A 12636-nucleotide genomic window follows, 5' to 3' on the forward strand; every position below is an offset into this window, starting at 1 on the left:
CCCCACGGTAGACGGAGCGGGGCCGAGGAGGCTCGGGGCGGTGTGGAATGCTCGGGGAATGGAATCCGGAGAGCTCATCGACCTGGACATCACCGCGGTCGCGCACGGCGGCGTCTTCGTCGGGCGCATCGACGACGAGGACGGAGGCCGGGGACGGGTCGTCTTCGTCCCGGACACCATGCCGGGAGAGCGCGTGCGCGTTCGGCTGACGGACGTCAGCAAGCCGTCGTTCTGGCGGGGTGAGGCGCTCGAGGTGCTCGATGCCTCGCCGCATCGGCGCCCGCACGTCTGGCGTGCCGCCGACATCGACATCGCGCCCGACCGTCGCCCGGGCGGAGCGGACTTCGGCCACATCGACCTCGCGCACCAGCGCGCGCTCAAGCACGACGTTCTGCGTGACGCGCTCGAGAGGATCGGCAGGCTCCAGGTGGGCAGCACCATCCAGACCGCCCGGGAGACCAGTGCCGACGACGGGTCGGCGCCCATCGAGAACTCCGACGGCACCGGCTGGCGCACGCGCCTCAGCCTGCACGTCGACGAGAACGGCGCCGTCGGCCCGTTCGCCGCTCGATCGCATCGCGTCATCCCGGTCGAAGACCACCCGCTGGCGACCGACGCGATCGCGCGCGCCGCGCGGGACCTGAGGGGCGACGGCGTGGGTCGGATCGATCTGGTGCAGCCGTCCGACGGGCGCGTGCGCGTGATCGCGCGTGCCGAGCCTCCGCGCGGCCGCGCCCGCGGGCGTCGACGCCCTGCACCCGTCGAGCCCGCGACGGCTCGCGAGGTCGTCCTCGAGACCGTCGCCGGACGCGATTTCCGCGTGGACGCGGGGGGCTTCTGGCAGGTGCACCGGCTGGCCGCCTACACGCTGAGCGAGCAGGTGAAGGCCGGCCTCCGCGCTCTCCGGCCCACAGGGCCGGCCATCGATCCGGATGCCTCGCACCTGGACCTCTACGGCGGGGTCGGGCTCTTCGCGGCCGCGCTGGGAGACCTCGCCGGTCGGTCGGCGCGCATCACGTCCGTCGAATCGGACGAACGCGCCACCGAGCACGCCGGCGAGAACCTCGCCGAGTGGGTCGGAGCGCGCGCCGAGACGGCGCGGGTCGATCGCTACCTCGCGCGCCTCCAAGCCGAGGCATCCGCCGTCGAGCGGGAACGGATCTCGCGCGGCGTCACGGTGCTCGACCCGCCGAGGGCGGGTGCAGGGCGCGAAGTCGTGGAAAGCCTGATCGAGCTGGCACCCGCGCGCGTCGTGTACGTCGCGTGCGATCCGGTGGCGCTGGCGCGCGACCTCGCGACCTTCCGTGCGGGTGGCTACGACGTCGCCGCCGACATCGCCGCCTTCGACATCTTCCCGAACTCCCACCATGTCGAAGCGGTGGCGGTACTCACGCGCGACGGTGCGCCTGACTAGGCTGACGGCATGACACGCGTGGCACTCATCGATGATCACGAATCGGTGCGGCTCGGGCTGGCCGCCGCGTGTGCCCGCGCCGAAGAAGAGGTCGTCTTCTCGGGAGCCGGTGTCGCCCAGTACCTCCAGTGGCGCAAAACCACGGACTCCGCGCCGGCTGACGTCGTGGTGCTTGACCTCACGCTCGGTGACGGGTCGACCGTCACCGAGAACGTTTCGCGCCTCGTGCGCAACGGCTCCAGCGTCATCATCCACTCCGTGGCCGATCGCCCGGCGGCGGTGCGCGAGGCGCTCTCGGCCGGGGCCGCGGGCGTGGTCAGCAAGGCCTCGCCCATCGACGACGTGATCGCCGCCGTCGGCACGGTCGCGCGCGGCGAACTCCTGAACAACGTCGAATGGGCGAGCGCCGTCGAAGGCGACCGCGCCTTCGGCGACGCGCAGCTGTCGGTGCGCGAACGGGAAGTCCTGCGCCTGTATGCCGCGGGACTTCCGCTCAAGGTCGTCGCCGATCGGCTGGGGATCGCGTTCTCCACGGCGAAGGAGAACATCACCCGTGTGCGCGTGAAGTATGTCGAGGTGGGTCGCCCGGCGCCCACGAAGGTCGATCTGCTCAAGCGCGCGATGGAGGACGGCATCGTCTCGGAATCGGGTGATGATCACGGTGGCCGCTGACGGCGACAGCACTGTCCTCGATGAGGCCTGGGGGCACATCTCGCAGTCGCGCGAGATCAACACGGGTCTGGGCTCGTTCACCCGCCAGCGGATCGAGCGGATCATCTCGCTCGCCGCGGGTGTCGGGTCACTCGCACTCGGCGTGCAGGCCTTCCTCAACGCCCTGGGCCCGGGGGACGAGAGGCCTGGATGGCATGTCTCGCTCGTCCTCATCACCTTCGTGCCCCTGGCCGCGATGATCGTCGCGTGCGCGATCGGCCGCGGTGTGCGGATCGCTGCCGGCGTGTTCGCGATCCTCTATGTCGGCGCACTCGCTCTTTGGCCCCTCGCCACCGCCGGAGTCGTCCCCGCGACGCAGAACCAGCCGTGGATCTGGTACCTCGTCAACATCGCCACGCTGGCCGCGGTGCTCGCGTTCTCGTTCCCGCTCCAGATCATCTGGACGGCGGTCGCACCCCTCCTGTTCGGCGTCGTCAGGCTCATCCAGGGCGGACTGAACGGCGACTACCGCGCCCTCATCCTCGACGTCTCGTTCGCGCTCATCCTCGGCGCGATCCTGCTCACCCTCGGCTGGCTGTTCCGCTCCGTCGCCGAGAACGTCGACGAAACCCGCGGCCGCGCGGTCGCCTCCTACGCGAACGCGGCGGCGGCGGATGCCGCCGAATCGGAGCGCATCGCGGTGGCGGCACTGATGCACGACAGCGTGCTGGCCGCCCTCATCTCGGCCGAGCGCGCGGACACCCCGAGGGAGCACACGCTGGCCGTGGCCATGGCCCGCGAAGCGCTGACCCGGTTGGCCAACGCCGAGCGCGATTCGGGCGAGGGGAGCGACGTCCCGCGCCCGGCCACGGCGATCGCCGATGAGATCGAGAACGACGCGGGAGACATGGGCGTCGACCTGAACGTCCGGCGTCGCATCGCGGACGGCACACCCGACCTCCCCGGCCGGGTCGCCCGCGCTCTCGTGCTCGCGTCTACCCAGGCCATCGCCAACGCGATCCAGCACGCCGAAGGACGAGGCCTGCGCGTCGAGGTGTCCGGATCGGCGGACCCCGCCGGCGTGCGCATCGTCGTCAGCGACACGGGGGGCGGATTCGACATGGACCGCGTGCCCGAGGACCGCCTCGGGATCCGCGCCTCGATCATCGCCCGCATCGCCGCGGTGGGCGGCACGGCCACGGTCACGCCGGACGGGCACGGCACGACGGTCTCGCTGCAGTGGGAACACCGGGAGGCGTCATGAGCGTCCGTCAGGTGCTCAGCGGCCTCGCCATCGCGTTCATGGTGTACTTCGCCGCACGGGCGGTGCTCTGGACCCCGAGCGACGTCATGATGCCGTGGCTCATCTACCTCACTCTGGTGGTCTTCCTCGGGATCTGCGCCGTCTGCCTCTTCTGGACGCGTCAGCCCACCGAACACCATGAGCGTGAGCGGGCGTCCGATCCTGCCCGGGGTCTGCGCGGGCCGGCACCCCTGCCCGGCTGGGCGTGCGCCCTCGCTCTGTTCGCCTCGGCTGCCGTGCCCAACGCGATCGCGTACGCGGTGGGCCCGGATTCGCGCACGGCGAGCTACTCCACCTGGACCATCGGCGGCATCGGCGTGCTCATGGTGATCGTGATGGTGCGCCGCCGCGCGTGGGTGGCCTGGGTGGGCACGGCGATCATGGGTCTCTCGGCGATGTTCTGGTTCGGACCGCTGAACGCACTCGCGCTCGGCCTCGTGGGTTCGATCGTGTGGGTGGTCATCGCGCAGCTGCTGGTCCGCTCCATGGGCAAGGCGGCGCGCGACACGACACGTCTCGCAGAGCTGCAGCGGGCGGCATCCGCATGGCAGGCCTCCCAATCGGTCCGCCAACGCGAGCGCCGCGTGCAGGTGCAGCGCGCACTCCTCGTCGCCGGGCCGGTGCTGATGGCCACGGTCGCCTCGGGCGGAGCCCTCGACCCCGCTCAGCGGCTGGAGGCGCGGATCGCAGAAGGGCAGCTGCGTGACGAGATGCGCGGGCCGCGGCTGATCGACGACGCGGTACGCGCCGAGATCGGCGCCGCCCGCCGTCGCGGCGCCACCGTCACGGTGCTCGACGAGGGCGGCCTCGACGAGCTCAGCGAGATCGCATTGCGCTCCATTCGCGCCGAGCTCGCCGAGACGCTGCGCAACGCCACGTCGGCGCGGCTGTACATCCGCACATCTCCGCACGAGCGCGTGGCGATCACGGTGGTGGGTCGTGCGGCGTCGTCGGCGGGACTCAGCGATGAGGATTCGGTCGATCTGTGGCGGGAGATCTCCCACCCCGACGCCCGCGAGTCCTGACGGACGCGTCGCGACGCCTCGCGTCCTGACCTTCCGGCGTGACACCTCGTCGCTCGCGCCGGGTTCGCCCAGGTCTCCGCGACGTCCCGCGGACGCGGACGATCGGGTCTGCGCCGACGAGCGGGCGCCGGTCGCCGACGTCCTCCGGCGGGGACGGAGATGAAGGAGGCGAGGGGGGCGGCTGAGCCGCACACCCCTCGCCCAGCGAAACGGTTACCCGAAAACCGCTCGCATGGTCAGAACCTGAGATCTCATCGCAGGACGACAGACCAGGCCGACCGAACGCAGAAGCGTTCCAGCAGAATCAGTATGTCGGGTTTCCGTGAGGAACGTATGTAGGTACTTTGGGGGACATTTTCCGCTCAGCTCGCCCAGTCGCTCCACGTGGAGCTTCCGCGGGTGAGGGGCTGGCGCAGACCGCGGCGCCGACGGTCCCACGCCGACCGCGATCCGCGGTCGTCGGCCACGGCATCGGCGGCCTCGCGGGCGTACGCCTCGCTCACGACGGCGATCAGCGCGGCGAGTTCCTCGGGCGTCGGATCCCCCCGCAGCACCTCGATCGACAGCGGCCTTTCCGACGCGTTCGCAGCGGCTGCGGCATCCGTCGCGCGTGCGTTCCCCCCGGTCATAGCGGGATGTTACCGTGCTTCTTCGCGGGCATGCTGGCGCGCTTCCCTCGCAGTGAGCGCAGTGCTTTCGCGATCGCGACACGGGTCTGCGCGGGCTCGATGATGCCGTCCAGCTCGCCTCTCTCGGCGGCGAGGAAAGGGGATGCCACGTTGTACGTGTATTCGTTCGCGAGGCGCATCCGCACCGCCGCGACGTCCTCGCCGGCTTCCTCCGCCTTCTTGATCTCACCCCGGTACAGGATGTTCACCGCGCCCTGACCGCCCATGACGGCGATCTCCGCGGTCGGCCACGCCAGGTTGATGTCAGCGCCGAGCTGCTTCGAGCCCATCACGATGTACGCGCCGCCGTAGGCCTTGCGGAGGATGACCGTCACGAGGGGGACGGTCGCCTCGGCGTAGGCGTAGAGCAGCTTGGCGCCGCGCCGGATGACGCCGGTCCACTCCTGGTCGGTGCCGGGCAGGTAGCCCGGGACGTCGACCAGCGTGACGATCGGAATCGAGAACGCGTCGCAGAAGCGGACGAAGCGGCTGGACTTCTCGCCCGCCTCGATGTTGAGGGTGCCCGCCATCTGCGAGGGCTGGTTCGCGATGATGCCGACGGACCGTCCGTCGATGCGGCCGAAGCCGATGACGATGTTCGGGGCGAACAACGGCTGCACCTCGAGGAAGTCCTCGTTGTCGACGAGGTGACGGATCACGCCGTGGATGTCGTAGGGCTGATTGGCCGAATCGGGGATGATCGAGTTCAGTTCGCGGTCCGCGTCTGTGGTCTCCCACTCGAACGCCGACTCGTAGACCGGGATCTCGGCCATGTTGTTGTCGGGCAGGAAGCCGACGAGCGCGCGCACGTAGTCGAGCGCGTCGTCCTCGTCCTCCGCGAGGTAGTGCGCCACGCCGGAGCGGGTGTTGTGCGTGTAGGCGCCGCCCAGCTCCTCCATCCCGACGTCCTCGCCGGTGACGGTCTTGATGACATCCGGTCCGGTGACGAACATCTGGCTCGTCTTGTCGACCATCACGACGAAGTCGGTGAGGGCGGGGGAGTAGACGGCGCCGCCCGCCGCAGGGCCCATGATGATCGAGATCTGCGGGATGACACCCGAGGCGGCGGTGTTCAGACGGAAGATCTCTCCGTACTTGCCGAGGGCGACGACACCCTCCTGGATACGGGCTCCGCCCGAGTCCAGCATCCCGATGCAGGGCATCCCGCCCCGCAGGGCGTACTCCATGATCTTGATGATCTTGTCACCGGCCACTTCGCCGAGAGAGCCCCCGAACGTCGAGAAGTCCTGGGCGTAGACCGCGACCGCCCGGCCGTGGATCGTGCCCACGCCGGTGACGACCGAGTCGCCGTACGGGCGGCTGCGGTCCATGCCGAAAGCGGTCGTGCGGTGACGCACGTACTCGTCGAATTCGACGAAGGTGCCGGGGTCGACCAGCAGCTCGATGCGCTGACGTGCCGTGAGCTTGCCCTTCGCACCCTGCTTCGCGCGGGCGGTCTCCTCGGCGGCGACGACGGCTTCGTCGTAGCGCTCGCGGAGGTCGGCGATCTTGCCGGCGGTCGTGGAGAGGTCGGGCTGATCGGTCACGCCATCCACACTAGCGAGCGCCGTGATCGTCTGGTTGGAGGGTGCGTACAAGTCGACGACGGATCCGCTGTCGATACGGCGCAACGCCGCGCGGGCCGGCGGACGGCGGATGCTGCGCTCGAGCCGCACGCGTAGGGTGAGTTCATGCCGATCCCCGCCCAGGGCTATCCCCTCTCCGCCGCGGTGAGTCCGCGGGTGCACATCGTCGAGACGACGGGTTCGACCAACGCGGATCTGGTGGCCGCCGTGGCCGCCGGCGCCGGCGATTGGCCGCACCTGTCCGTGCTGCTGACCACCGACCAGCGCTCGGGCCGCGGCCGACTCGACCGTTCCTGGACGACGCCCGCGGGGACGGCGCTCGCGGTGTCGGTCGTGGTCGAGGTCGGTGAGCTCCCGACGCCGTCTCGGGGCTGGATTCCGTTGATCGCGGGGGCGGCCATGACCCGCGCCGTCTCCGCACAGCTTCTCGGCACCGGCAACATGGCGGGTCTCAAGTGGCCGAACGACGTCCTCGTGGATGGCACGAAGATCTGCGGGATCCTCGCCGAAGCCGTGCCCGGGCACCCGGAGTCGGTGGTGATCGGCGCCGGCGTGAACACACGCATGACACAGGCCGACCTGCCGGTGGCGACGGCCACCTCTTTCGCCGTTCTCGGACTGGAGGTCGACGAGGACCGCCTTCTCGCCGATTACCTCCGCGCATTGGACGAACAGCTGACGGCGCTGGACGCGAGCGGCGGTGACGCGGCGGCGTCAGGTGTGCTCGGCGAGGTGGAGGCCCTGTGCACGACCCTGGGGTCGGATGTGCGGGTCGCCCTGCCGGACGGGTCGAGCCTGACGGGGCGCGCCCAGCGCATCGATCCCGCGGGGCGACTGGTGGTGGTGTCGGGCGACATCGAGACGCCCGTCGCGGCCGGGGATGTCGTCCACGTCCGCTGAATCGATGACCGCGTCCCTGCGCGTGGGGTGAGCTCGCTGTCCGCACTGCGCGCCACAATGGAGGGGTGACGCAGCCGACGACCTACGGGGGGCGCCCCATCATGCCCGCCCCCGGTGCGCCGACGCCCGAGATGCGCATCGCGCGCTTTCACACCCACGGGCGCCGCCTGGTGTGGTCTGCTCTCGTCCTGATCGCGGTCTCGGGAGCGGTGGGTTACTTCTACGACAACCTGCCGGCGCCTTTCGAGAACTGGATGCTGCTGGCTGCGGCATCCGTCGTCGTCTTCTTCCTCGTGCTCCTCCCGTTCCTGAGCTGGTGGAGCCACACCTACACGATCACCACGCGTCGTGCGATAGAGCGGTCGGGCGTCTTCCGGGCGCGTCGTCGCGAGCTGTCGCACGTGCGCGGCTACTCGATCGCCGAACGGCGCGGACCCATCCAGAGACTGTGGGGTGCGGGCACGCTCACGCTGTCCAACGGCGTCGATGAGCCGGTGCGCATGGCGAATGTGCCGAGCGTCGCGCTGGTCCACGAAGCGCTCGTCGATCAGGTCGAGGTCAACCAGATCCTCGCCCACCGCGACGCCCAGTCGTACCCGACACCGCCGCCGCTTCCTTCCGCACGCTGACAGGCGCGCACGCTGCGGCAGGCCGGTGTCGTGCGAGAGGATGGGATCGTCGGAAGGAACGCCATGTCGTTGCGCGTCGGAATCGTCGGAGGGGGCCAACTGGCCCGCATGATGATCGCTCCTGCGGTCGAATTGGGCATCGAGGTGCGTGTGCTCGCGGAGCAGCCCGGAATGTCCGCGGCGCTCGCGGCCACCGCCGTGGGCGATTACCACGACGCCGCCACCGTGCTGCCGTTCGCGCGGGACGTGGACGTGCTCACCTTCGACCACGAGCACGTGCCGCAGGAGGTTCTGGCGACACTGGTGGCCGCAGGAGTCTCGGTGCATCCCGGTCCCGACGCGCTGCGCTACGCGCAGGACAAGCTCCTCATGAGGGCGCGCCTGGAGGAGCTGGGGATGCCGCAGCCGGACTGGGCGGCCGTCGATGACGCGTCGGCCCTGCAGGACTTCATCGACGGGCACGGCGGGCGCGCGGTCGTGAAGACCCCCCGCGGGGGCTACGACGGCAAGGGCGTCCGCGTCGTCCGCGCCGGCACCGAGGCGGACGACTGGTTCGCAGCGCTCGCCGAGGACGGACGCGGCGGGTCGCTGCTGGTGGAGGAACTCGTCGATTTCACGCGGGAGCTCGCCCAGCAGGTCGCCCGGCGACCCTCAGGCGAAATCCGGACGTACCCGGTGGTCGAGACCGTGCAGCGCGACGGTGTCTGCGCCGAGGTGCTGGCCCCGGCGCCACGCGGCGGCGAACGGCTGACGGAAGTCGCTGCGGAAATCGGCGTCGCGATCGCGGAAGGCCTCGGCGTCACGGGGATGCTGGCGGTGGAGCTGTTCGAGACGACGGACGAGCGGGTGCTGATCAACGAACTCGCCATGCGGCCGCACAACAGCGGTCACTGGACCCAGGACGGCGCCGTCACGAGCCAGTTCGAGCAGCACCTGCGTGCCGTGCTCGATCTGCCGCTCGGAGACACTTCGGCATCCGCGCCCTGGTCGGTGATGGTGAACATCCTCGGTGGGCCCGAAGACGGGGGTCTGGACGATCGTTTCGCGGCGGCGATGGCCGCGCACCCCGGCGCGAAGATCCACACGTACGGCAAGGCTCCCCGCCCGGGACGCAAGGTCGGGCACGTGACAGCGGTCGGAGACGACCTCGACGACGTCGCCTATCAGGCTCGGGCCGCGGCATCCGTCTTCCTCGGCTGAGGCGCCGGCCGGACAAGTGGGCTGCGCGCCGTTGCGGGGATCTTCCAGCCTCGCGGCCTAGCCTGGTGCAGTGACCCGGCCTGTGAATTCTTCCGACGCGCCCGTGGTCGGTGTGGTGATGGGCTCCGACTCCGACTGGCGCGTGATGAGCGACGCCTCGAAGGCGCTGACGGAATTCGGCATCGCCCATGAGGTCGAGGTCGTCTCCGCGCACCGCACGCCCGACAAGCTGCTGAGCTACGGCCGCGAGGCGCGCTCGCGGGGCCTGAAAGTGATCATCGCTGGTGCCGGCGGCGCGGCGCACCTGCCGGGCATGCTCGCCTCGCTCACCGCGCTTCCCGTCATCGGTGTGCCGGTGCCCCTCGCCACGCTGGACGGCATGGATTCGCTGCTGAGCATCGTCCAGATGCCCGCCGGGATCCCGGTCGCGACGGTCGCCATCGGAGGCGCGAAGAACGCAGGGCTGCTGGCGGCCCGCATCCTGGGTACCGCGGATGCCGCGATCGCCGACCGTGTCGAGTCCTACGCGCGCGACCTCGAGGCGCAGGTCGAAGAGAAGAATCGCCGCCTGAAGGAGTCGCTGTGAGCGTGACGAGCCCGCCCCGACCTCCGCAGCCGCGTGCGAGTCCGCGCATCACCGAGGGATGGATCCTCGAGGAGAGGCCGTTGCGCCACCCCGACCACTCGTCGCGTCAGGTCATGGCCCGCCGCGGATGGTGGCTCGTGGGCATGAACTTCCTCATCCCCGGCTCGGCCCAGATCCTCGCCGGAAGTCGCAAGCTGGGTCGGTTCGGGCTCGGTTCCACGCTTCTGCTGTGGGTGCTGGTGATTCTGACCGGCTTGTGCGCGCTGCTCTGGCAGCCGCTGCTCTTCACGCTCGCGACCAACTGGTTCGTCCTCCTCCTCGCGCAGGCACTGCTCATCGGCTACGCGGCGCTCTGGGCCTTCCTCGCCGTCGATACGATCCGTCTCGTCCGTCTGGTGAAGGTCGGTCCTGCGGCGAAGGTGGGTATCGCCGGACTGGCCGTCGTCCTGACGGTGCTTGCGAGCGGCACCGCGGCGTACGGCGCCCAGATCACCGGGGTCGTGCGCGACACGCTCGGATCGATCTTCGGCGCCAGCGCAGCATCCGTCCCGCCCTCCGACGGGTACTACAACATCCTCCTCCTGGGCGCAGACAGCGGCGAGGGCCGCGACTCGATGCGCTACGACAGCATCTCGGTCGTCTCGGTGAACGCCACCAGCGGGTCGGTGACCATCACCGGGATCCCCCGGGACATGGTGCATGCGCCCTTCGCGGACGGAAGTCCGATGCAGGAGCTCTACCCCGACGGCTTCCAGGGCAAGAGCTCGTCGAGCTGCGGCTGGGGGAGCGGCATCAACCAGCTCACGAATGCCGTGCAGAACTGCCGCGACGACGAGGGCGCCGGCCTGTACCCCGATGCGGAGACCAACGGTTCCACCCCCGCGATCGAGGCGACGAAAGATGCCGCCGAGGGCATGCTGGGCATCAGCATCCCGTACTACGTCTTCATCGACATGGACGGCTTCGCCTCCCTCGTCGACGCACTCGGCGGAGTCGACATGAATGTCACCGAGCGTCTCCCCGAGGGTGGCGGACCCGCATACGAGGGTCAGCCCGCCGAGGATTGGGCGACCGGCTGGATCGAGGTCGGCCAACAGCACATGGACGGCGACACCGCGCAGTGGTACGCCCGCTCGCGCTACACGACCAGCGACTGGGACCGCATGAAGCGTCAGCGCGAGCTGCAGACGGCCATCCTGTCGCAGTTCACCCCCACCAATGTGCTCACCCGGTTCCAGGATGTCGCTGCTGCGGGTCGCGACCTGCTGCAGACCGATCTGCCCCAGTCCCTGCTGCCGTTCCTCTCGGACCTCGCACTCAAGGCCAAGGAGCAGCCCGTGACGACGATCGAGCTCACTCCGGAGCACGGCGTCGATCCCGATCGCCCCGATTACGCGTACGTGCACGAGATGGTCGCCGATTCGCTGCACCCGCCGACGGCGACGCCGGCGCCGGCGGGCTGAGAAGCCCGTGACCGCGACCCTGCGCGTCGTCCTCGATCAGCTCGTCCACCCGACCGAGCCCGATCTCGCGACGGCCACGCGCGAGCTCGCCCGCGCCCTCGTCGCAAGAGCGCCGTCCGATTGCGAGGTCGCGGGCATCATCCCCGCGGTGACGACCGACCGGAGGGATGCCGCGACCGACGCCGTGCCGGGGCTGGCCGAGATGCGCGCCCTCCCGCTGGCCCGGCGCGAGCTGGCCGGCGCGTGGCAGCTGGGAGTGCCCTCGGGGGTGGGTGGGGGGCTCATCCACTCACCGACGCTGTTCGCCCCGCTCGTGCGGCACGATCGGGTGCACGATCACGACCAGACCGTCGTCACGGTGTGGGATCTGCGCGCGTGGGAGTCGCCCGACGAGTTGTCGCGCGGCATGATCACGTGGCAGAAGGGCATGCTGAAGCGCGCCGTGAAGTTCGCCGACGCCGTCGTCGTCCCGACGCATGGGATGGCCGACCGATTGAGTGAGCTGTCGAAGCTCGGCGACCGCATCCGGGTCATCTCGGGCGCCGCGCCCTCGGGTTTCTCGGTGCCCACCGACGAGGTGGGCCGGCGGCGCGATCTCGACCTCGTCGAAGGGTTCGTGTTGCTCTCCGGCTCCTCGGCGCCTTCGGACGCGCTCGCGGAAGGCTTCCGTGCGGTCGCCCGTCAGGGCGGCGATCTGCCCGTCGTCGTGATCGATGCGCCCGAGGGCGATGAGGCTGCGATCGTGGAACTGGCCGCTGCCGCGGGCATCCCCGAGCGGCGGATGCACGTCCGCGGGGCACTCGACGTGGGTGACCGCGGCGCTGTCTTCGGTGCCGCGGTGGCCTATCTCGCACCGTCGCGCCGGATGGTCTTTCCGTGGCGCGTCGTCGAGGCGCTCGCCGTGGGAGTGCCCGTCATCGCGGTCGACTCGCGCGTGCACCGCGACATGATCCTCGACGGGGGACTGCTCGTCGGTGGTGCCGAACGCACGGACGACGACGCCGAGGCGCTCGCTGCGGCCCTCGCGAGCGGACTCGGGTCCGCAGCATCCGTCGAGAAGCTCTCCGTGCTCGCGGCCGACCGCGGCCGGGCGTTCTCCTGGCGGGAAGCCGCCGAGCGCGTCTGGCAGCTGCACGCCGACCTCTGAGTCGCGGAGATCGGCCACGCCTTTCGTGTCTTCGGCGTGTCGTAACACGGATCTCACAAGAAAC

The 12636-nt window shown here is 70.2% G+C and carries 12 protein-coding genes; 10 read left to right on the plus strand and 2 right to left on the minus strand.

Annotated features, from left to right (window positions below):
* Nucleotides 1-58 precede the first annotated feature (58 nt).
* Genes ACFXOO_RS08260 through ACFXOO_RS08275 form a run of 4 tightly spaced genes read left to right on the plus strand, consistent with a single transcriptional unit; the run spans nt 59 to nt 4393 of the window.
* Complete coding sequence (locus ACFXOO_RS08260; RefSeq protein ID WP_394563308.1) at nt 59-1414, plus strand: class I SAM-dependent RNA methyltransferase; 1356 nt, start codon at nt 59-61, stop codon at nt 1412-1414.
* A gap of 9 nt (nt 1415-1423) precedes the next feature.
* On the plus strand, nt 1424-2086 hold the full coding sequence (locus tag ACFXOO_RS08265; protein ID WP_378841083.1) for a response regulator: 663 nt from the start codon (nt 1424-1426) through the stop codon (nt 2084-2086).
* Nucleotides 2067-3329 carry a sensor histidine kinase gene (locus tag ACFXOO_RS08270; RefSeq protein WP_378841080.1) on the plus strand — a complete coding sequence of 421 codons (1263 nt, stop codon included), beginning with the start codon at nt 2067-2069 and terminating at the stop codon, nt 3327-3329. Before ACFXOO_RS08265 ends, ACFXOO_RS08270 begins: the two co-directional genes overlap by 20 nt.
* Nucleotides 3326-4393, plus strand: a complete 1068-nt coding sequence (locus ACFXOO_RS08275; protein WP_378841078.1) for a hypothetical protein — start codon at nt 3326-3328, stop codon at nt 4391-4393. Before ACFXOO_RS08270 ends, ACFXOO_RS08275 begins: the two co-directional genes overlap by 4 nt.
* A gap of 362 nt (nt 4394-4755) precedes the next feature.
* Here the strand turns inward: ACFXOO_RS08275 and ACFXOO_RS08280 are convergent, their stop codons facing one another.
* Together ACFXOO_RS08280 and ACFXOO_RS08285 are read right to left on the minus strand one after the other, a co-directional pair.
* Entirely contained in the window at nt 4756-5022 is a 267-nt protein-coding gene (locus tag ACFXOO_RS08280) for an acyl-CoA carboxylase subunit epsilon (RefSeq protein WP_394563309.1), read from the minus strand.
* Nucleotides 5019-6608, minus strand: coding sequence for an acyl-CoA carboxylase subunit beta (locus tag ACFXOO_RS08285; protein WP_394563310.1), 1590 nt, complete (start codon nt 6606-6608; stop codon nt 5019-5021). The genes ACFXOO_RS08280 and ACFXOO_RS08285 overlap by 4 nt, the downstream gene beginning before the upstream one ends.
* A gap of 144 nt (nt 6609-6752) precedes the next feature.
* Here ACFXOO_RS08285 and ACFXOO_RS08290 point away from each other — a divergent pair, with 144 nt between their 5' ends.
* The 6 genes from ACFXOO_RS08290 to ACFXOO_RS08315 all read left to right on the plus strand — a co-directional run bounded on the left by ACFXOO_RS08290 (nt 6753) and on the right by ACFXOO_RS08315 (nt 12572).
* Nucleotides 6753-7547 (plus strand): biotin--[acetyl-CoA-carboxylase] ligase, encoded by a 795-nt coding sequence (locus ACFXOO_RS08290; protein ID WP_394563311.1) that lies wholly within the window; start codon nt 6753-6755, stop codon nt 7545-7547.
* A 65-nt stretch (nt 7548-7612) separates the two neighbouring features.
* Nucleotides 7613-8176 carry a PH domain-containing protein gene (locus tag ACFXOO_RS08295; protein WP_378841067.1) on the plus strand — a complete coding sequence of 188 codons (564 nt, stop codon included), beginning with the start codon at nt 7613-7615 and terminating at the stop codon, nt 8174-8176.
* 63 nt (nt 8177-8239) lie between these two features.
* Nucleotides 8240-9376, plus strand: coding sequence for a 5-(carboxyamino)imidazole ribonucleotide synthase (locus tag ACFXOO_RS08300; RefSeq protein ID WP_394563312.1), 1137 nt, complete (start codon nt 8240-8242; stop codon nt 9374-9376).
* A 118-nt stretch (nt 9377-9494) separates the two neighbouring features.
* A complete protein-coding gene (gene purE, locus ACFXOO_RS08305; RefSeq protein ID WP_378841477.1) occupies nt 9495-9962 on the plus strand; it encodes a 5-(carboxyamino)imidazole ribonucleotide mutase in 468 nt (155 codons plus the stop codon).
* Nucleotides 9959-11425 (plus strand): LCP family protein, encoded by a 1467-nt coding sequence (locus ACFXOO_RS08310; protein WP_394563313.1) that lies wholly within the window; start codon nt 9959-9961, stop codon nt 11423-11425. Before purE ends, ACFXOO_RS08310 begins: the two co-directional genes overlap by 4 nt.
* 7 nt (nt 11426-11432) lie before the next feature.
* Nucleotides 11433-12572: a glycosyltransferase gene (locus tag ACFXOO_RS08315; protein WP_378841058.1), complete on the plus strand. Its 1140-nt coding sequence runs from the start codon at nt 11433-11435 to the stop codon at nt 12570-12572.
* Nucleotides 12573-12636 lie beyond the last annotated feature (64 nt).

This window comes from Microbacterium sp. P03 (assembly GCF_043556235.1).
Taxonomy (GTDB): domain Bacteria; phylum Actinomycetota; class Actinomycetes; order Actinomycetales; family Microbacteriaceae; genus Microbacterium.